Genomic DNA, 20,319 nt, shown 5'->3' with positions numbered 1-20,319 from the left:
TGGAACACATGAACACGAAGCCTTTCCCCCTGGCCCGCCTGGGCGCGCTGGCCATCGCTACCGCACTGGCCTTCCCGGGCGGCGCGCACGCCCAGTCCCTGCCGGGCGGCACCCAGCTGCCCAACGCCGGCCTGCTCATGCAGCAGCTGCCGCAGCAACCGGCCACCGTGCCGCCGTCCGACCTCGACCTGCGCATGGCGCGGCCGGGCTACCAGCACGCGAAGGATACGCACGCGTTCCAGGTGAACGGGATCCAGGTCGTCGGCAACACCTTGCTGCCGGCCGGGACGCTGCACGCGCTGGTGGCGGGCAGCGAAGGCAAGCGCCTTTCGCTCGATGACCTCGACGTGCTGGCCGACCGCATCAGCGACGCGTACCTGAAGGCGGGCTACCCGCTGGTGCGGGTGTATGTGCCGGCGCAGACGCTCGAGAACGGCATCGTGAAAATCGCCGTGGTCGAGGCGCGTTACGGCAAGGTGGTGCTGCAGAACGGCAGCACGGTCAGCGACGATACGCTGCGCGCCACGCTGGCGCCGCTGCAGGCCGGCTCGGCCGTGGCCAACGGCACGCTGGAGCGCAGCCTGCTGTTGCTGTCGGATATCCCGGGCGTGCAGCCCAGCTCGGCGATCCGCCCGGGCGACGAGCCGGGCACCTCCGATCTCGTGGTCGACGCGGCGGGGACGTCGCGCTACACGGGCACCGTGGGTGCCGATAACTTCGGCAACGCCTACACGGGCCGTGCGCGCGTGGGCGGCAACTTCTACGTGAACAGCCTGCTGCACCGTGGCGACTTGCTCGATTTCAGCGCACTGAGCTCCGGCGGCGGCATGAATTACTTCCAGGGCGGGTACCGCTACCTGCTCAACGGCCAGGGCACCACCTTGCGTGCCGCCGTGTCGGCGCTGCATTACCACCTCGGCGACGACCTGTCCGCGCTCGATGCCTCGGGCTCGGCCAAGGTGGCCAGCCTGACGCTGACCCATCCGTTCGTGCGCACCACGGCCGGCAACCTGTACGGCCAGCTGGAGTTCGACCACAAGCTGCTCAAGGACGATATTGGCCTGGTCGATATCAATAACGACCGCCACGCCAATGTGTGGGTCGCTTCGCTGGCCGGTGATGAGCGCGATGACCATGGCGTGACGAACTTCAACGTCAGCGCCTCGCACGGCAAGGTGACGATCACCGATGGCCTCGCGTCGCTGATCGATACGCTGACCGCCCGTACCAGCGGCACCTACAACAAGTACAGCCTATCGCTATCGCGCCTGCAGCAGCTGGGCGCGAACGATGCGCTCTACGCCGGTTACAGCATGCAGTGGTCGAGCAAGAACCTCGATACCTCCGAGCAGTTCTTCCTCGGTGGCTCGAACACGGTGCGCGGCTACGACACGGGCGCGCTCTCGGGTTCGCAGGGCAACCTGTTCACCGCGGAATACCGCCACGATTTTGGCTTCGCCAGCGTGCCGGGCCGCTTCCAGGCGTCGCTGTTCGCCGATTCGGGCCGGGTCGCGCTGTACAAGGATGCCTTCACGCCCGGCGTCAACCGTGGCCGGCTGAGCAGCGCGGGCCTGGGCCTGCGCTGGGCGGCACCGGGCAACTGGATGGTCGCGGCCACCGCGTCGCACAAGATCGGCAACACGCCGGTGGTGCTGCGCGATGCCGACACCAAGTCCCGCTTCTGGATCCAGGTGCAGAAGGGCTTCAACTAAGCCCTTCTGCAGACACGTAGGAGCCCACACTGTGGGCGACAGCTTTTCGCGAACAGCTGTCGCCCACAGGGGTGGGCTCCTACGTCATGGGTCGGGGCTTGGCTTAATCGCGGCGGGCCAGCAGCATGCCGACGAGGATGCCCACGCCGAAGCCGCTGAGGATGGCGCCGAGCGGACGGTGGGCCACGGCGTCACGGACGTGCTCGACGGCGTCGCCTGCCTTCTGTTGGACGCGGCCGGCGGTCTCGCGGATGGCGCCTTCGCCTTCAAGGCCGTGATCGCCTGCCAGGGCGCCAGCGGCGCGCTGCACACGGCCGCCAATGGTGTTCGCGGCACCGCGGATCTGGTCTTCGTTCATGGTGGGTCCTCCTTCCGTCATGGGTTGACCGTGCAAAGGTGCCTGCGACGGAGTGCACGATTCGCCAAATCGACGTCAAACCTTCACCGCCAGTCCATGCCGCAACGCGTCATAATCGACCACCTCTCTGGTTGAACAAGGGGTGTGCCCTCCCATGGAAGCCACGAAAGGCCGTTCCCCCGGGCCCGGCGCGGCCGCCTGGCCCGAGGCCACGATCCAGCGCGGCCCAGTGCGTTTCACCGTGCTGACGCCGCGGCTCATCCGCCTGGAATGGAGCGCCGACGGGCAGTTCCGCGATATCCGCACCCAGGTGGTGGTGCACCGGGCGCTCGACGTGCCCCCGTTCCATATCGACGAGGACGAGGCCACGCTGCAGGTCGATACCGGCCTGCTGCGCCTGCGCTACACCAAGGGCAGCGGCCGCTTCAGCGCCGAAAACCTGCAGATCCTCGTCCGCGGCCCGGGCCGCGAGGCCACCTGGCACCCGGGCGATACCCAGGCCCAGAACCTGGGCGGCACGTTCCGTACCCTGGACCGCTACGACGGCGATACCTGGCAGGACGGCAGCAAGCTGCCCCTGGAGGAGGGCCTCATCGCCCGCGATGGCTGGCATGTGGTCGACGACACGGCCAGCTTCGGCATCGATGACGAGGGCTGGGTGGCCGAGCGCCCCGAGGGCGAGCGGCAGGATTGGTATTTCATGGGCTACGGCCATGATTTCCGCGCCGCGCTGGCCGATTTCGCCGCCATCGCGGGTCCACAGCCCATCCCGCCGCGCTTCGTGTTCGGCTACTGGTGGTCGCGCTACTGGAATTACTCCGACGAGGAGCTGCGCACGCTGGGCGCCCGGTTCGAGAAGGAGCGCATACCGCTCGACGTGCTGGTGCTGGACATGGACTGGCACACCACGCCAGGCCTGTCGCTGCGGCCCGGCCACGAAGAAAAAGACGTGTTCGGCGAGCAGAGTGGCTGGACGGGCTACACCTTCAACCGCAGCCTGTTCCCCGACCCGAAGGCCTTCATGCGCTGGGCGCATGGCGAGCACCTGCGCATCACCCTGAACCTGCACCCCGCGTCGGGCGTGATGCCGCACGAAGAAAAATACGAAGCGATGGCGAGCGCGCTGTCGTGGGATACCTCCACCCAGGCGCCCATCCCGTTCGAAGGCGCATCGCAACCCTACATGCGCGCATTGTTCGATACGGTGCTGCACCCGCTGGAGCAGGAGGGCGTGGATTTCTGGTGGCTCGACTGGCAGCAGTGGAAGGAATCGAAGGCGTTTCCGGGGCTGTCGAACACGTGGTGGCTCAACCATGTGTTCTTCACCGAGATGCAGCGCGGCGGCGAGCAGCGCGGGCTCATCTACCACCGTTGGGGCGGGCTGGGTAACCACCGCTACCCCATCGGTTTCTCGGGCGATAGCGTCATCAGCTGGACCTCGCTGGCCTACCAGCCGCATTTCACGGCCATGGCGTCGAACGTGCTCTACGGGTACTGGAGCCACGACATCGGCGGGCACACGTTCCACAAGCACATCCCGCGGCCGGAGCGCCACCTCGACCCCGAGTTGTATGCGCGGTGGATGCAGCTGGGCGTGTTCTCGCCCGTGCTGCGCACGCATTCGGCGAAGGAGGCCAGCCTGCACAAGGAGCCGTGGCACTTCGGGCCGCCGTACGGCGACGCGGTGTTCGCGGCCATCCGCCTGCGATACCAGCTGGCACCGTATATCTACGGCGCCGCGCGCGATGCGTACGATTCGGGCATGTCGCTGGTGCGGCCCATGTATTACCACTGGCCGGAGCACGAGGAAGCCTACGCGCACCCGGCGCAATACATGTTTGGCAACGACGTGCTGGTGGCGCCGGTGACGGCGCCGGTGGGCGCGGATGGCACGGCCCCGTTCCCCGTGTGGCTGCCGCCGGGGCTGTGGTACAGCCGCGATGGCGCCGAGGCCTTCGAGGGCGGTGGCATGCTCGAGCGCTCGTACACGCTCGAGGAGATCCCCATTTTCGTACGGCCGGGCAGCGTGGTGCCGTTGTACCCCGAGGGCATGCGTAACCTGGCCAGCGTGCCCAGTACGCTCATCCTGCAGGTGTTCCCGGGCGAGGATGGCTCCACGGCGCTGTACGACGACGATGGCGCCACCCAGGGTTACCAGGATGGAGAGTTCGCGCGCACCTGCGTGCGCAGCCGCCGCGGCGATCGCGCGCACCGCGTGCACATCGATGCGATGGAAGGCCAGTACAAGGGCCGGCCCACCACGCGCCGCTACGTGGTGGAACTGCTCGACGCGGGCATCCCCGAGAGCGTGGAAGTGAACGGCGAGGCGCTGCCGTACAGCGCGGAACCGCAGCCGCGCACGTGGCTGTTCGATACGGCGTCGCTGAGCATCCGCATCGACCTGGGCCCGCGCCTCGTCGATCGCGCGCAGGACATCGTCGCGCGCTTCGCGCCCGAGCACGCCATGCCGCGCGGCCTGCTACACCGCATGCGCCGTGCGGGCGAGGCCGTGTTCTACCTGAAGCAGGTGTGGGGCGATATCTCGGCGCTGCCCGACGACGTCGACCTCGCCAGCCAGGCCGCGCGCGTGCTGGCCTACGCGGTGGAGCAGGGCGACGACGAAGGCCGCGCGCAGCGCTTCACCGACGCGGTGGCCGAGTTCGAGGCGCGTTTCAAGGGCCTGCCCGCCAGCGTCAACGCCACGCCCATCGACGACGCGTTCAAGCAAACCTTCGCGGATCTGCTAGGCCGCTGATGCGCACCCCCCGTAGGAGCCCACCCCGTGGGCGACATCTTTTCGCGACACCCCACACGCCCTGTGGCGGTGTCGCGAAAGGCGTCGCGCACGGGGTGCGCTCCTACATGGCTGCCTTGCTGTTCGTGGTGGGAGGGGTGCATGGGCAGGAAGCCGTGCGCGTCGGCTCCAAAGCCGACAACGAAGGCGCCTTCCTCGGCCAGGTGGTGCTGCAGGTATTGAAGGCCCAAGGCATCCCGGTCGTCGACCGCACGCAACTGGGGCCTACGTCGATCGTGCGCCGCGCGCTGCTTGGCGGCGACCTCGACGTGTACCCGGAATACACAGGCAACGCCGCGTTTTTCTTCCACCGCGAAAGCGACCCGGCGTTCCGCGATGCCGCGAAGGCCTATGCGCTGGCCGCCCGGCTGGACCAGGCCAACCACGTGACATGGCTCACGCCCGCGCCGGCGGACAACCACTGGGCCATCGGCGTGCGCAAGGATGTCGCGGCCGCACAGCGCCTGCGCACGCTCGACGATTTCGCCCGCTGGGCGCGCGCCGGCGGCGTGCTGCTGGCGGGCTCGGCGGAATTCGTGGAGAGCGATGCGGCGTTGCCCGCCTTCCAGAAAGCCTATGGCTTCGCGCTCACCGGCGAGCAGCTGCTGGTCGTGGCGGGCGGCGATACCTCGGCCACGATCAAGGCCGCGGCCGAAGGCACCTCCGGGGTGAACGCAAGCATGGTTTACTCCACCGACGGCGCCATCGCGGTGACCGGCCTGGTGGTGCTGGAGGATCCGAAACGCGTGGAGATGGTGTACCAGCCCGCGCCCGTGGTGCGCGACGCCGTGCTCAAGCGCTACCCCGCCATGCGCGGCGCGCTGCAAGCCGCGTTCGCCCCGCTCACCGTCGAGCGCCTGCGCCAGCTCAACGCCCGCACGCAGATCAACGGCGAGGATGCGTCAGAGGTGGCGGCTGACTATTTGCGCCAGCAGGGACTCACCCAATGACAGGGCATGCCTCTGTAGGAGCCTACCCCGTGGGCGACGCTTCTCGCGAAAACGGCACAGGGCCTGTTGCGCCTCGCGAAAGGCGTCGCGCACAGAGTGCGCTCCTACAACAGCGGTTGCCGGTCGTGGTGCTTTGTGTGATCGGCCTCGTTGCCGGTCTTGCGCTGCCTTTCCTCAACATCGCGCCGAATCGCTTGCTCAGCGGCCACGCCAGTGGCGGGCAGCAGGGCGTGTTCGCTTTGCTTTGGCTCGTGGCGGCCGCCGCGGGTGGGTGGCGGGGTGGGGCGGTGGCGGCTGTCCTTCTGGCGTTGGTGCTGCCATTGATCGCGGCGGTGGATGCGACGTTGCTGCTGCACCACAAGCCACCCACCACACGCATCCAGCTGGGCGCGGGTTTCTGGGTGATGTGGCTCGCCGCCGCCTTGTTGCTGCTTGATCGCCTGCGCCATGTGCGTGCCGGGTGGCGAGCCGTGGCGTGGGCGGTCGTGGTGGTATCGCTGGTCGTTGGTGGCTGGCAGGGTGTCTTCGACGACCTCGCCCTTGTCCGCGAATGGCAGGCGCAACGCGGCGCCTTCACCGATGCGCTGGCCTCGCACGTCACACTGTCGCTCATCACGCTCGGCGTCGCCCTCACCATTGGCGCGCCGCTGGGCTACCTCGCATGGCGCGCGCGGCGTGCGGGCGGCACCCTGCTCAGCGTGCTGGCGTTCCTGCAGACGATCCCGTCGCTAGCGCTGTTCGCGCTGCTCATCGGCCCGTTCGCGTGGCTGGCGCGCGAATGGCCGGCGCTGGCCGCGCTCGGCTTCGGCGGTACGGGTGCGGCGCCGGCGGTGTTCGCGCTGGTGCTGTACGCCTTGCTGCCGGTGGTGCGTTACACCGTGACCGGCCTCGACGCCGTGCCCGCCGATACGCGTGAAGCCGCGCGCGGGCTGGGCATGACGCGCGGCCAGCTGCTGCTTCGCGTGCAGCTGCCACTGGGCTGGCCCGTGCTGCTGGCGGGCCTTCGCATCGTCGCCGTACAGACCATCGGCCTGGCCGCCGTCGCCGCGCTGATCGGCGCGGGTGGCCTGGGCCGCTTCGTGTTCCTTGGCATCGGCCAGGGCGCGACCGACATGGTGCTGCTCGGTACGCTGGCCATCATCGGACTGGCGCTGGCCGCCGATCTTCTCTTCCAGGCCATGATGGCCGCCACGGGGCGCCGCGCATGATCGAGTTCGACCACGTTCGCAAGGCCTTTGGCGACCACGTCGTCATCGAAGACCTCAGCCTGCGCGTGGAGGATGGCGAATTCTTCGTACTGGTAGGGCCTTCGGGTTCGGGCAAGTCGACGCTGCTGCGAACGGTGAACCGGCTGGTGCCGATCGACGGTGGCCGCGTGCTCGTCGATGGGCAGGACGTGGCGACGCAACCCATCGAGGCGCTGCGCCGTGGCATCGGCTACGCGATCCAGTCGGTGGGCTTGTTCCCGCACCGCACGGTGGCGGAGAACATCGCGGTGGTGCCGCGGCTGCTCGGGTGGCCGGAAGCCGAGATCGACGCACGTGTGGCGGAGCTCATCGCGTTGCTCAAGCTCGACGAGCCCGGTATCGCCGGCCGTTACCCCGATACCTTGTCGGGTGGCCAGGCGCAGCGTGTCGGCGTGGCGCGCGCGCTGGCGGCGCGGCCGAAGATCGTGCTGATGGACGAGCCCTTCGGCGCGCTCGATCCGCTCACGCGCGAATCGCTGCAGGCCAGCGTGAAGCAGATCCAGCGCGAAACCGGCACCACCATGTTGTTCGTCACGCACGACATGGATGAAGCGTTCCGCCTGGGCGATCGCGTGGCGCTGATGCTCGATGGCCGGCTCGCCCAGGTGGGCACGCCGCTGGCGCTGATCCGTTCGCCGGCCGATGAGCGGGTGAATGAGTTCGTCGGCGGCACGCGTGCGTACCTGCGCGAACTGGCCGTGCGGCGCGTCCGCGACAGCATGCGCCGCGATGAAGCGGCGGAAGGCGACGCGGTGTCGCCCGACGCGACGCTGCAGGATGCGCTGGGCGTGATGCTGGCCGAACGCCGCGAGCGCCTGCCGGTACAAGGCGGCGGGGCGATTCTGTTGAGCGACATCGTGGTGCGGCCACGATGACCCGGGCTTCTGTAGGAGCCCACTGCGTGGGCGACATCTTTCGCGAAAACGCTACAGGCCCTGTTGCCTTGTCGCGAAAGATGTCGCCCACAAGTGGGCTCCTACAGGGATGGGGTGCCGTCGCTTGAGGGCCCTGGCTCCCCTGCTCATCCTCATCGCGTTGCTGGTGGCGTTGCCGCACGCCGGCGGGCTTTTCCACGCGTGGTTCCCGGAGCTCTCGCATCCGCTTTACTGGCGCACGTCGTTCGTCGAACTCACGCTGGCGCACGCGGCGCTGGTGGGCATCGCTACCCTCATTGCCGTCATCGTCGGGCTGGCCCTGGGCATCCTCGCCACGCGCGAAGCGGGGCGGTCGCTCTTGCCAACCGTGCGCGCGGTGGCGGTGATCGGGCAGACGTTCCCACCCGTGGCGGTGCTGGCCATCGCGGTGCCACTGCTGGGCTTCGGTGCCGCGCCGACCTTGCTGGCGCTGTCGCTGTACGGCGTGCTGCCGGTGCTGGGGCAGACGGTGGCGGGGCTCGACCAGGTGCCGGCCAGCGCGCTGCACGCCGCGGATGGCATGGGCTACGGGCGCTGGCGGCGGCTGTGGGAGGTGGAACTGCCGCTGGCCGCCGGGCCGATCATGGCGGGCGTGCGGCTGTCGGCGATCGTCAGCGTGGGCACGGCGACGATCGGTTCCGCGGTAGGCGCGGCGACACTGGGCGCGCCGATCGTGGAGGGGCTGGTGGGTAACAACACCGCCTACGTGGTGCAAGGTGCGTTGCTGGTGGGCGCGCTGGCGTTGTCGGTGGATGGGTTGCTGGGTTTAGCCGAGAAACGTATTCGGCGACATCCCTTGTAGGAGCGCGCTTTGCGCGCGACGCCTTTCGTAAAGCCGCCACAGGGTTTGTGGATCTTTCGCGAAAGGATGTCGCCCACTAGTGGGCTCCTACAGGTGAGCAGCATTCCGCCATGAAGAAAAAGGGCCCCGTCAGGGGCCCTCTCCTTGTTACCAGATTTTCACCCGCTGGTTCGGGTCGAGGTAGAGCTTCTGGCCGGGCTTGGGCTTGAACGCGTCGTACCACGGGTCGAGGTTGCGCACCGTCTGCGCGCGGAAGTTACCGGGGGCGTGCACGTCGCCGACCAACTGCGAGCGTAGTGCGGCGTCGCGGGTCTTTTCGCGCCAGCTCTGGGCGAAGGCGAGGAAGAAGCGCTGGTCGCCGGTGAGGCCGTCGACCACCGGGGCCTCCTTGCCGCCCAGGCTCTGCTTGTACGCGGCGTAAGCGATGGTGAGGCCGGAGACGTCGGCGATGTTCTCGCCGAGGGTCTGCTGGCCGTTCACGTGCACGCCCGGCAGGGCCTCGTACGCGTTGAACTGTTCCACCAGCTTCTGGCCGGCTTCCTTGAAGTGCTTCTGGTCGGCCTCGGTCCACCAGTTGGCGAGGCGGCCCTGGGCGTCGAACTCGGCGCCGAGGTTGTCGAAGCTGTGGCTGATCTCGTGGCCGATGACGGCGCCGATGGAACCGTAGTTCGAAGCCGGGTCGGCCTTCGGGTCGAAGAAGGGCGCCTCGAGGATGGCGGCCGGGAAGTTCAGCGCGTTCTGCAGCGGCAGGTTCACGGCGTTGACGGTCTGCGGGGTCATCCACCATTCGTCGCGGTCCACCGGCTTGCCCAGCTTGGCCTTCTGGTGGGCGAACTCGGCGAGGCTGGCGCGCTCGGCGTTACCCGCGGCATCGTCGGGCTTTACCACCAGCTTCGAGTAATCGCGCCAGGTATCGGGGTAGCCCACGCCCACCTTGATGGTGGCGATCTTGGCCTTTGCCTTCTGCCGCGTGGCGGGGGTCATCCACTCGAGCTTGTCCACGCGCTGGTCGAACGCGGCGAGGATGTTCTTCACCATGCCCTGCACCTCGGCGCGCGAGCTGGCGGGGAAGTACTGCTTCACGTAGATCTGGCCCACGGCATCGCCGAGGTCGGCGTTGACGCGGCCCACGCCGCGCTTCCAGCGGTCGCGCATCTTCGGCGTGCCGGTGAGGGTCTTGCCGTAGAAGTCGAACGACAGCTCGTCGAACTTCTTGCCGATGAGGCCGCCGGCCACTTCGTTGATGGCGTGGAAACGCAGCCAGGCCTTCCAGGTGTCAACCGGCTCGCTGCCGACGAGCGCGGCCAGCCTGGTCACGGTGGCCGGCTGCCACACCACGAAGGTGGGCTGGTCGGCCAGGCCCGCGGCGGTGAAGTAGGCATCCCAGTCGATGCCCGGGGCCTTGCTGGCGAAGGCGGTGCGCGGCCACGGGTTGTTGGCCTTGTGCACGTCCTCGCTGTCGACGATGGATTCCTGCGCTTGGGCAATCTTCATCTCCAGCGCGACGATGGCCTTTGCCTCGCCCGCCGCGTCCTTGTCGCCGGCGGCGGCGAGGATCGCCTGCACGTAAGTGGCGTACTTGGTGCGCGCGTCAACCATGTCCTTGTCGGTCTTCAGGTAGTAATCGCGGTTGGGCATGCCCAGGCCGCCCTGGAGCAGGTAGGGCACGTTCTTCGAGGGGTCTTCGAGGCCCTGGGCCACGAACAGGCCCAGCAGGTGCTCGGTATGCAGGTTGGTGGCGTTGATCGGGTCCACGTCGGCGCGCAGCTGGGCGCCCAGGGCGGTGGAGAGGGCCTTCTTGTCCCTGATGGCGGCGATGGCGTCGAGCTGCGGCTGCAGCGGCTTCAGCCCGTTCTTCTCGATGCCGGCCTCGTCCATGTAGGCCTTGTAGTAGTCGGCGATGAGGCGCTCGTTGCTGCCCGCGGCGGGGTTGCCGGCGCCGGCGGCCTTGATCAGGTCGGCGTTGCGCTTCTCGGCTTTCTGGAACACCTCGAGGAACACGCCCGTGCTGGCGCGGTCGGCCGGGATCTGCGCCGTCTTGATCCAGGCGCCGTTGGCATAGCCGTTGAAATCGTCGCCGGGCTGCACCGCGTGGTCGATGCCCTTCAGGTCGATGCCGGATGGGCTGGCGGCGAGGGCGCCGGTGCTGGCGAGGCCGCAGGCGATGGCTGCGGCGAGGATCGAGGCTTTCATGGGTAACAGACCCTAAATGGCATGGCTGGGGCGCCCACGATAAGCCCACCAACGTCTAGGTGGGCCCATGACGTTTGGCCTAGACGAATGCCTCGCTCTCTAAAGACAGATGTGAAGAACCGTTGTGCGCTAATGGGTGTCCGGCACCCGCAATGGGGCCGGTAATGGGGCGGGCCGCGGGTCGCCCGGGCTCGCCCGGACCTTCAATTGGCAGCAATGATCTTTAGGGAGATCGAACATGAATGCACGTTTTGAACTGACCGGCCCGCAGATGGACATCGCCAGCTATCCGACCTGGGCGCAGGACATGGTGTCGTCCTGTGAGGATGCTCGGCGCGCCATCGTCAACCACGAGATGTGGGGTTTGATGACGACGGCCCAGCTGGACCCGGAAGCCACCCGCAACTTCATGGTGGGCGTGTGGCCGGTCATTGAGCGCTTCCCGGGCTACATGGCCCACAGCCTGCTGAAGACCCGCTTCGGCCGCAGCCCGGGCGATGACCTGGCCCGCCGCTGGCTGGTCCGCAATATCCGCGTGGAACAGAACCACGCCGAGTACTGGCTGAACTGGGCCGAGTCCGCGGGCGTGCCGCGCGCCGAGGTGCTGGCTGGCCAGCCGCCTAAAGGTTCCCAGGCGCTGGCCGATTGGTGTGAGGAGGTGACTCGCCACGATTCGCTGGCCGCCGGCATCGCCGCCACCAACTATGCGGTGGAAGGCGCCACCGGCGACTGGTCGCAGATCGTCTATGAAAGCGCGGCGTATGCCGAAAGTCTGCCGATTTCCGGCCGTAAGGCCGGCCTGCGCTGGCTTCAGCTGCACGCCGCTTATGACGATACCCATCCGTGGGAAGCACTCGAGATCGTCTGCACCCTCCTCGGCACCAACCCGCCGGTGGACCAGGTGGAGCACGTGATGGAGTGCGTCCGTCGCAGCTATATCAGCATGGCTATCACGCTGGATCGCTGCATGGACGTGGTTGGCTCGTTCCAGATGCCGAACGAAGTCGCCGCATAACTCGCAAGTTGGGTACGAAGTAGCGCACTATCACCACGGGACCGGGAATCCAGCTAGACCATGCTCCGCGTTCAAGCCAACCAGCTGCAACCGCTCACCAGGCGCCTCCGGCCCCTGGCGTACGCGCTTGTCGCCGGCGCGGTGCTGGTGCTGGCCCTGACCTGGGTGGCATTGCAAACCCAGGTGACTCTCGCCGGTTTCCTCAACGGCGAGAGTCTCTGGTCGAAGGCGCAGAAGCAGGCGGTGATCGATCTCGACGCCTACGCTGCCCACGGCCGCCAGGCCGACCTGGACGGGTTCCGGGCCAACTACGGCGTGATGATGGCCGACCGCTGGGCCCGCGACGCCATCGCCAGCGGCGATTACGTCCAGGCCGAGGTGGAGGATGCCTTCGCCCGTGGCGGGGTCATCCCCGAGGCCATCCCGGGCATGGTCTTCATCTTCGCCCACTTCAGTTCCATGCCCTACGTGCGCGAGGCCATCGCCGAGTGGCGCTCGGTCGACGCCAGCCTGGCCGACCTGGAAGACACGGCCGACCGCCTCGAGCACGCCTATGGCGCGCATACGGTCGACCCGGCCATGGTCGAGCGCGAGCGCGAACACATCGCCGACCTGAACACCTTCATCGAGCCGCGCGCCGAGGCCTTCTCGCTGGATATCGCCAATGGCGCCTCCTGGCTGGGCCGCGTGCTGTTCTTCACCGTAGTGGGCGTGGCCGTGCTGGCCGCCCTGCTGTGGATCCGCTTCGCCCTGCGCGTGCTCGCCGGCATCCGCGGCACCGAGGAGCGCTACAGCCTGCTGTTCGACAGCGCGGCCGATGCCATCTTCATGGTGGACGAGGCCACGGGCGCCGTGCTCGACGCCAACGGCCGCGCCGCGGCGTGGGTGGGCTGCCCCCGGCACGACCTGATCGGCCTGCCGCTGGCCAGCCTGTTCCTCGAGGGCTCGCCGCACTCCGGCGCCGGCGTGCTGCGCAGCACCGATGGCGGCACCCGCCCGGTGGAAACGCAGAGCAGCCTCGTGGTGTGGGGCCAGCAGCAGGTATGCCAGGCCATCGTCCGCGATATCTCCGATCGCGTGGCCATGGAGCAGGAACGCAAGATCGCCGCCGAGGCGCTGGCCAGCATCGCCGAGGGCGTCATCATCGCCGACGCCGACCGCCGCGTGACCACGGCCAACGCCGCGCACCAGAAGCTCACGGGCATCCCGCTCGCCAGCCTGCGCAACCACCGCCTCGACGCCACGCGCACGCTGCCCGATGGCCGGCCGCTGCCGCAGTCGCTATGGGACGAGATCGCCGCGGGCGATAACTGGCTGGGCGAGGTGGAGAGCCGCCGCGCCGATGGCAGCACCTACCCCGAGCTGATGAGCATCAGCAGCATCCGCGACAAGGATGGCCGCCCGCAGCACTACGTGGCGGTGGTGTCCGATATCACCACGCGCAAGGCCGATCGCCTGCGCCTGCAGCATCTTGCGAACCACGACCCGCTCACCGGCCTCGTCACCCGCTCGGAGTTCGAGCGCCGCTGCGCCGAGGCCATCACGCGCGCCGCGCATGCGCGTGGCGCCGTGGCGGTGCTGTTCGTCGACCTCGATGCCTTCAAGGTGGTGAACGACAGCTACAGCCACGCCACGGGCGATGCGCTGCTCATCCGCGTGGCCGAGCGCATCAAGGCGCTCATGTCGCCGCACGACGTGGCCGGGCGCATCGGCGGCGACGAATTCACCGTGCTGCTCACCGACCTGCGCTCGCGCGAGGAAGCCCTGGTGGTGGCCGAGGCCCTGCTCGCCGCGCTGTCGCGCCCGTTCGACCTGGGCGATTACGAGCTGTTCGTGTCCGCCAGCATCGGTATCGCGGGCTACCCGCTCGATGGCAACGACGCCGTGACGCTCATCGCCAACGCCGATGCCGCCATGTACGTGGCCAAGATGGAAGAACGCAACGCGCTGCGCTTCTACACGCCCAAGATGCACGCCGACGCGCGCCGCCGCCTCAAGCTGGCGGCGGAGCTGCGCCAGGCCCTGCAGCGCAACGAGTTCCACCTGGTGTACCAGCCCAGCGTCGAGATGAAGACCGGCCGCGTGGTGGCCGTCGAGGCGCTGCTGCGCTGGCAGCACCCCGAGCGCGGCATGGTGCCGCCCGATGAATTCATCCCCATCGCGGAGAGCCTCGGCCTCATCCGCCAGATCGACCAGTGGGTGCTGCAACGCGCGTGCGAGCAGCTGCGCCTGTGGGACGACGCGCGCCTGCCGCCGCTGCGCATGGCGGTGAACGTCTCCGCCAGCTCGTTCAGCCACCCCGATTTCCTGTCGGGCGTGGGCCAGGCGTTGCTCGCCAGTGGCGTCCCGCCGAAGCGCCTGCTGGTGGAGCTCACCGAGAGCGCCATCCTGCGCATGGGCGAGGACACCGAGAAGGCCATGATCGCGCTGCACAACCTCGGCGTGGCCGTGGCCATCGATGATTTCGGCACCGGCTATTCGTCGCTGGCGTACCTGAAGCTGCCGGCCGTGGCGTTCCTGAAGATCGATCGCTCGTTCGTCACCGGCCTGCCGGCCAGCAGCAACGACGTGGCCATCACCGAAGCCATGATCGCCATCGCCCGCAGCCTCGGCCTGCACACCGTGGCCGAAGGCATCGAAACCGAATCGCAACACGATTTCCTTCTCCGCGCCGGCTGCCAGGAAGGCCAGGGCTACCTCTACTCCCGCCCCGTGGCACCCGAAGACATCGCCCGCATGCTGGCGCCCAAGCCCGGCGCCTCGGGCGGCAAGCACCTGAGCGTGGTGCCGCCGCGCAGGGCGTGACGATCCCCTGTAGGAGCGCGCTTCGCGCGCGACGCCTTTCGCACAGCCGCCACAGGGTCTGTGGCTCTTCCGCGAAAGATGTCGCCCACAAGTGGGCTCCTACATGGGCGTGGCGCGTACAAGACCCCTTCACCCCCTGTGGTTCACGCTACCCATCCCCATATGTAGGGCCAACGCCCCGTGCAAGGATCCGACGTGTCCACCCACGACCCCATTGTCTTCCTGTTCGATGTCGACAACACGCTGATCGATAACGACCGCTTCAGCGCCGACCTGGCCGCGCAGCTCGAGCAGCGCTTCGGCCATGACGGCCGCGAACGCTATAACGCCATCGACCAGGAGGTTCGTGCCCAGGTGGGCTACGCCGATTACCTCGGCGTGCTGCAGCGCCTGCGGGGTACGCAGAGCGGCATCGATTTCATGGAGATGAGTTTCTTCCTGCTCGATTACCCGTTCGACGAGCGCCGCTTCCCCGGCGCGCTGGAAACTATCGACCACCTGCGCACGCTGGGCCGCCCGGTGATCATGAGCGATGGCGATACCGTGTTCCAGCCGCGCAAGATCCGCCGCGCCGGCCTGTGGGATGCCTTCCGCGGCGACGTGCTCATCTACGTGCACAAGGAAGAGATGCTCGACGACATGCAGGCGCGTTACCCGGCGGATCACTACGTGATGGTGGACGACAAGCCGCGCATCCTCGTCGCCATCAAGAAGCTGCTCGGCAGCCGCGTCACCACCGTGTTCGTGAAGCAGGGGCATTACGCCACGGCGGCGGGCCATGCCATGGACGAGACGCCGCCGGATATCGTTGTCAGCGGCGTGGGTGAGTTGGCGGCGATGGGGCGTGAGGCGTTTGTTGCTGCTGCTTGAAGGTAGGGCATCGCGCGCAAGCGCGCTCCCACAGGAATACATCGCGCGCAGGCGCGCCTCCCTAGCTGTGGGAGCGCGCTTGCGCGCGATAGCGGTGCATCAGGCATCAAACGCCCCACGAACCCACTCAACCCCATCACCCTCGAACGCCACCACGTCGAACCGGCACGGCCGTTGCGCATCCCACGGGTGCGCCCGCAGCCACACCTGCGCTGCGCGGATCATCCGCTGTTGCTTGCGCGCCGTGATCGAGCCCAGCGCACCGCCGTACGCGCTGCTGCGCCGGTAACGCACCTCGACGAACACCAGCATTGCGCCGTCGCGCATCACCAGGTCGAGTTCGCCCAGGCGGCAGAGGAAGTTGGCGCGCACGAAGCGCAGGCCCCTGGCTTCCAGATACGAACGCGCCGCGGCTTCGAAGCGGTCTCCGATGGCGCGGCGCGGGGTTTTCTTTGCTTGGTCTTGCACGCGGAACTCCTTTCCGCGCCGGGGTAGGGAAGGGTTTAGCCGCCGCCGTTCTCGACGTTCGGCGCTGTGGCCGGCGCTTCGAGTTCAAGGCTACCTGCCACCGGGTGGGCAACGCCGTCAGCGAAACGCGCCCAAATGAGTACGCGTCGGACCCGACCGAACTGATCGGCTACCAGCTGGCCCGTCGCACCCGGCAGGTACGCGCCGGCGTGGCCGCGCATCCAGTCGATGTACGGCACGAGGCCCCATGCATCCATGCCGAACGCGAACAGGCGCGCGGCCACGCCACGCGTGGCGGGCAGCGCGTTGGCCAGGTCGGCGCGGCGCGGCAGGCCCGGCTGCGCATCGAACAGCCACGGCGCATCGCAGAACTCCACGCCTTCCAGGTCGCGGTCGGCCGTGGCGTCTTCGCCACCGGCGTAGACGTGCGAGGTGGCGAACACCGGCAGGTTGTTCTTCGCCAGGCGCAGCTGCGGCAGCAACAGGCGGGCCTGCTGCGGCTTCATGCTGATGAAGACACCGCTGGTGCTGGCATCGTCTTCGGTGGGCACGGCGAGGGCGCCGAGCTGCGCGCCGAAGTCGATGCTGTTGGCGTCGAGCGTCACCTGGTTGGCAAGCGTGCCACCGCGCGCCTGCCACTCCGCCTTGAAGGCATTGCCCGCGCGGCGGGCGAAGTCGTCGGTGCTGACGATGACCGTGGCGTTCTTGATGCCCTTGTCGGCCATGTGGTCGGCCACCTGCGCGCCTTCGGTCTCCGGCAGCAGGCCGAACTCGTTGGCGCCCGCGGGCGGCAGGTTCTTGCTATCGGCCGGGTAGTTCAGCGTGAGCATGGGCGCGGGCAGGGCGCCCTTGGCGAAGATGGCCGAGACGCCTTCGCGGTTGAGCGGGCCGACCACGAAGCGGGCGCCTTCGGCCACGGCCTTGTCGTACGCGGCCACGGCGTGCGCGGCATCGTTGCCGGCGTCGTACACCACCACCTGCGGGCGCGGCGCATTGGTGTGCCCCGCCTCCACGTAGTTGGTGAAGAAGCCATCGCGGATGGCGGCGCCGGCACCCGCCAGCGGGCCGCTGAGCGGCAGCAGCAGCGCCACCTTGTCGGGCACCTTGTAGCCTTCGCGCACGCCCTGGGCACCCGTCACCGTGCCGACGGCCTGGTCGAGCACGGCGGGCGAGCGGCTCACGTTGCCCAGCTGGGCTTCGGCCTCGGTGACCCACGGGCGCATCGGGTCGTTGCCGGCCAGGTCGTTGCCGCGTGCCGCCAGTTCCGCATTGCCCATGCCGGTGAGCAGGGTGAGGATCTCGCGGCGGTTCTGTTCGCGGTCAAGGCCGCGCAGCTGGCCGTCGAGCTCGACGCGGGTCTGCGCGGCGCTCCACGGATCGCCCGCCGCGGCCTGCGCACGGGCGCGCAGCTCGGCAAGGCGCTGGTCGATCTGCGGCGAGACCCGCGTGGCCGGCTTGCCGGTGAGCGAGAGCGCCGTCTTGGCATCGTTGTTCTTCAGCGCGATCTCGGCGCGCAGCGCGTCGAAGCGCAGGGCATCCTCGCCTTCGAGGTGCGAGCGGCGGATGTCTTCCACCACCGGCGCGGCCCGGTCGAGCGCGCCTTCCTGGCGGTAGGCCTCGCCCGCGAGCAGCTTGTAATAGTCGCGGTGGTCCGGGTCCTGCTGGGCCAGGGCCAGGTAGGCCTGCGCCGCCTGGTCGAACTGGCCCTTGGTGTACATCGCCTGCGCGGCCTGCGTGGCCTCGCCCGAGGGGCTGTGTGCTTCCGGCCGCGAGGCGCCCGGGGTCACGCAGCCCGCGAGGCCGGCGGTGATGAGGACGCACAGGGCGGTGGCGCGGATCGGTCGCATCGCAGGTTCCTTGGGGCGCAAGAGGCGCCGCTCCGGCGCCGAAACGAAGGGATCATAGCTGATTGGTTTGCGAGGCCTGCGTGAGCCCGCCCCAAATGTGGGAGCGCGCTTGCGCGCGATTAAGCCCCGTACAACGCCTTCCGCGCCGCCCCCGTGATCGCCGCCGCCAGCTTCGCCGCCTTGGCCGGTGGCAGCTCCTCCTTAAGGATCCCAAACACCCGCAACCCCTCGGCCAGCTTCTCGTCCTCGCCCGCCTCGCGCCCGGCCACCATCACCACGAACTCGCCCTTCTGCTGGTTCGCGTCGCCGGCGACGGTGCCCACCAGCTCGCCCAGCGGCGCGCCGAGCACGGTTTCAAACAGCTTAGTGAGCTCGCGGGCCACCACGGCCTCGCGGTCAGCGCCGAACACGTCGCGCATATCCTCCAGGCACTCGAGGATGCGGTGCGACGATTCATAGAAGATAAGCGTGCGCGCCTCGCCCGCCAGTTCGGCCAGCCGTGCCTTGCGGGCGCCGCCTTTTGCCGGAAGGAAGCCTTCGAACACGAAGCGGTCGCTCGGCAGGCCGGCCACCGACAGCGCCGCGACGACGGCGCTGGCGCCCGGCACTGGGCTCACCTTCAGCCCGGCCTGGCGCGCCGCGCGCACGAGGCGGAACCCCGGGTCGCTGATGAGCGGCGTGCCGGCGTCGGAGACCAGCCCCACGTCGTCGCCGTTGCGCATGCGCTCCACCAGGCCATCGACCGCGGTGCGCTCGTTGTGGTCGTGCAGCGCCACCAGCGGCGTGTCGATGCCCAGGTGCTGCAACAGCGGCCGCGTGTGCCGCGTATCCTCCGCGGCCACCACCGCCACCGCGCGCAGCGTGGCCACCGCCCGCGCGCTGATGTCGTCGCGGTTGCCGATGGGCGTGGCGATGACGTGCAGGGTGCCTGGGCGGGGGGTGGGCATGGTGGGGCCTTGCTGGAGCGGACCGGCATTGTATGCCCTGGCCTGACTGTGGGAGCGCGCTTGCGCGCGATTTGGAGGCTTGCCGCTAGCACCCATCGCGCGCAAGCGCGCTCCCACAGGGAGGGTCCGCCGCCGTATAATCGGCGGTGGAGTCGGCCGGGCAGTCGCGTCGCGCCTTGTGCGCGTCGAGGAAAGTCCGGGCTCCACAGGGCAGGGTGCCAGGTAACGCCTGGGCAGCGTGAGCTGACGGCCAGTGCAACAGAGAGCAGACCGCCGATGGCCCCGCAAGGGGATCAGGTAAGGGTGAAAGGGTGCGGTAAGAGCGCACCGCGTACGGGGCTAACGTCGTACGGCACGGTAAACCCCACCCGGAGCAAGACCAAATAAGGGGATCATGATGCGGCCCGTATCGTCCCCGGGTAGGTTGCTAGAGCCTGGCGGTGACGCCAGGCCGAGAAGAATGACTGCTACGCCGCAAGGCGCACAGAACCCGGCTTACAGGCCGACTCCAACTTCTCTTTAGGTAGGTGTGGGAGCGCGCTTGCGCGCGATGGGTGCTGCGACAGGCGCCCATCGCGCGCAAGCGCGCTCCCACATTGTTTCTGGCTGCCACATTGTTTCTGGCTTCAGATTTGTGGCGAAAGTGGGGCGATCGCCCACGAGAACGTGTTCACCGTGTGAACGTGAAGTAAGTCACATGCCCGATTTCGCCATCGGCTCCCGCCCGATGGTGTGTAGGAAAAATCAAAAAATCCCCGCGATTCAAACACCTTCCGTTTATTGCTCAGAAATGGCTGGAAATCGTGATGAACAGGAGCTTTCTCCTTGATTCACAAGAAAAAATTCCTTGACAGTCTCAGGACCCGAGACTATCGTGGGCCCCAGTGTGAAATCGTGGGATTTGGTGGGGCGGGCAACCAGACATGTTCCAAGGCGAAACAGCCATCACGGTCGACGACAAAGGTCGTCTGACGATTCCGACCTCGTATCGGGATCAGGTGGCCGACGCCTGCAAGAACCGCCTGGTGGTCACGTACAACCCCTTCGAAATCGGCTGCCTGTGGATCTTTCCGTACGCGGAATGGGAACGGGTACGCGATGAAGTCAACGCGCTTTCCTCGGTCAAGGCCGTGCACCGCAACCTCCAGATGAAGCTGGTGGGCGCCGCCACCATCGTCGAACCCGACGGTGCGGCACGCATCCTTCTTCCAGCCAGCCAGCGCGCATCGGCCGGGATCGAGAAAAAAGCCGTGCTACTCGGCATGGGCAGCAAGTTCGAGCTTTGGAGCGAACAGGCCCACCTCGCGAAGATCCGCCAGACGATCACCGAGGACGAGATCAGCGACGACATGGCGGAGCTCAGGCTGTAACGACAAAAACCCATAAGAAGACGTTGT

At 68.1% G+C, this 20,319-nt stretch carries 16 protein-coding genes and 1 other RNA gene; 12 read left to right on the top strand and 5 right to left on the bottom strand.

Going from position 1 to position 20,319, the window contains the following annotated elements:
* Nucleotides 1–8 precede the first annotated feature (8 nt).
* Entirely contained in the window at nucleotides 9–1,712 is a 1,704-nt protein-coding gene (locus VI08_RS05110; RefSeq protein WP_052697699.1) for a ShlB/FhaC/HecB family hemolysin secretion/activation protein, read from the top strand.
* Between the two features lie 103 nt (nucleotides 1,713–1,815).
* Here VI08_RS05110 and VI08_RS05105 read toward each other — a convergent pair whose 3' ends face one another.
* A complete protein-coding gene (locus tag VI08_RS05105; RefSeq protein WP_045828483.1) occupies nucleotides 1,816–2,070 on the bottom strand; it encodes a CsbD family protein in 255 nt (84 codons plus the stop codon).
* A 154-nt stretch (nucleotides 2,071–2,224) separates the two neighbouring features.
* Between VI08_RS05105 and VI08_RS05100 the strand changes: the two genes are divergently transcribed.
* The 5 genes from VI08_RS05100 to VI08_RS05080 all read left to right on the top strand — a co-directional run bounded on the left by VI08_RS05100 (nucleotide 2,225) and on the right by VI08_RS05080 (nucleotide 8,777).
* Nucleotides 2,225–4,825, top strand: coding sequence for a glycoside hydrolase family 31 protein (locus VI08_RS05100; protein ID WP_045828482.1), 2,601 nt, complete (start codon nucleotides 2,225–2,227; stop codon nucleotides 4,823–4,825).
* A gap of 107 nt (nucleotides 4,826–4,932) precedes the next feature.
* On the top strand, nucleotides 4,933–5,814 hold the full coding sequence (locus tag VI08_RS05095; protein WP_045828481.1) for a glycine betaine ABC transporter substrate-binding protein: 882 nt from the start codon (nucleotides 4,933–4,935) through the stop codon (nucleotides 5,812–5,814).
* A 137-nt stretch (nucleotides 5,815–5,951) separates the two neighbouring features.
* Complete coding sequence (locus VI08_RS05090; protein WP_198148840.1) at nucleotides 5,952–7,022, top strand: ABC transporter permease; 1,071 nt, start codon at nucleotides 5,952–5,954, stop codon at nucleotides 7,020–7,022.
* On the top strand, nucleotides 7,019–7,936 hold the full coding sequence (locus VI08_RS05085; RefSeq protein WP_045828479.1) for an ABC transporter ATP-binding protein: 918 nt from the start codon (nucleotides 7,019–7,021) through the stop codon (nucleotides 7,934–7,936). The genes VI08_RS05090 and VI08_RS05085 overlap by 4 nt, the downstream gene beginning before the upstream one ends.
* Nucleotides 7,937–8,060: 124 nt before the next feature.
* On the top strand, nucleotides 8,061–8,777 hold the full coding sequence (locus VI08_RS05080; protein WP_045828478.1) for an ABC transporter permease: 717 nt from the start codon (nucleotides 8,061–8,063) through the stop codon (nucleotides 8,775–8,777).
* A gap of 147 nt (nucleotides 8,778–8,924) precedes the next feature.
* On the opposite strand, the gene VI08_RS05075 is transcribed toward VI08_RS05080, so the two are convergent.
* On the bottom strand, nucleotides 8,925–10,970 hold the full coding sequence (locus VI08_RS05075) for a M13 family metallopeptidase (RefSeq protein WP_052697698.1): 2,046 nt from the start codon (nucleotides 10,968–10,970) through the stop codon (nucleotides 8,925–8,927).
* 238 nt (nucleotides 10,971–11,208) lie between these two features.
* On the opposite strand from VI08_RS05075, the gene VI08_RS05070 reads away from it, so the two are divergent.
* The 3 genes from VI08_RS05070 to VI08_RS05060 all read left to right on the top strand — a co-directional run bounded on the left by VI08_RS05070 (nucleotide 11,209) and on the right by VI08_RS05060 (nucleotide 15,660).
* The gene (locus VI08_RS05070) at nucleotides 11,209–11,985 is read left to right on the top strand and encodes a TenA family transcriptional regulator (RefSeq protein ID WP_045828477.1); all 777 of its coding nucleotides are present in this window, start codon (nucleotides 11,209–11,211) and stop codon (nucleotides 11,983–11,985) included.
* A 60-nt stretch (nucleotides 11,986–12,045) separates the two neighbouring features.
* Nucleotides 12,046–14,790, top strand: coding sequence for a putative bifunctional diguanylate cyclase/phosphodiesterase (locus VI08_RS05065; protein WP_045828476.1), 2,745 nt, complete (start codon nucleotides 12,046–12,048; stop codon nucleotides 14,788–14,790).
* 195 nt (nucleotides 14,791–14,985) lie between these two features.
* Nucleotides 14,986–15,660 (top strand): HAD family hydrolase, encoded by a 675-nt coding sequence (locus VI08_RS05060; RefSeq protein WP_045828475.1) that lies wholly within the window; start codon nucleotides 14,986–14,988, stop codon nucleotides 15,658–15,660.
* Between the two features lie 99 nt (nucleotides 15,661–15,759).
* Here the strand turns inward: VI08_RS05060 and VI08_RS05055 are convergent, their stop codons facing one another.
* The 3 genes from VI08_RS05055 to rsmI form a co-directional block, all read right to left on the bottom strand.
* Entirely contained in the window at nucleotides 15,760–16,128 is a 369-nt protein-coding gene (locus VI08_RS05055; RefSeq protein WP_045828474.1) for a YraN family protein, read from the bottom strand.
* A gap of 35 nt (nucleotides 16,129–16,163) precedes the next feature.
* Complete coding sequence (locus tag VI08_RS05050) at nucleotides 16,164–17,975, bottom strand: penicillin-binding protein activator (RefSeq protein ID WP_045828473.1); 1,812 nt, start codon at nucleotides 17,973–17,975, stop codon at nucleotides 16,164–16,166.
* 119 nt (nucleotides 17,976–18,094) lie between these two features.
* Nucleotides 18,095–18,922, bottom strand: coding sequence for a 16S rRNA (cytidine(1402)-2'-O)-methyltransferase (rsmI, locus tag VI08_RS05045; RefSeq protein ID WP_045828472.1), 828 nt, complete (start codon nucleotides 18,920–18,922; stop codon nucleotides 18,095–18,097).
* Nucleotides 18,923–19,070: 148 nt separating this feature from the next.
* Between rsmI and rnpB the strand changes: the two genes are divergently transcribed.
* From rnpB to mraZ, 3 genes are all read left to right on the top strand, one after another.
* Nucleotides 19,071–19,436, top strand: an RNA gene (gene rnpB / locus VI08_RS20745) — RNase P RNA component class A.
* A gap of 183 nt (nucleotides 19,437–19,619) precedes the next feature.
* Nucleotides 19,620–19,751, top strand: a complete 132-nt coding sequence (locus VI08_RS22345) for a hypothetical protein (protein ID WP_269745823.1) — start codon at nucleotides 19,620–19,622, stop codon at nucleotides 19,749–19,751.
* Between the two features lie 94 nt (nucleotides 19,752–19,845).
* Nucleotides 19,846–20,292, top strand: a complete 447-nt coding sequence (gene mraZ / locus VI08_RS05040; RefSeq protein ID WP_045828471.1) for a division/cell wall cluster transcriptional repressor MraZ — start codon at nucleotides 19,846–19,848, stop codon at nucleotides 20,290–20,292.
* Nucleotides 20,293–20,319 lie beyond the last annotated feature (27 nt).

It is taken from the genome of Luteibacter yeojuensis, assembly GCF_000964085.1.
Lineage (GTDB): Bacteria > Pseudomonadota > Gammaproteobacteria > Xanthomonadales > Rhodanobacteraceae > Luteibacter > Luteibacter yeojuensis_A.
This window is presented reverse-complemented; position numbering and strand designations above follow the sequence as displayed.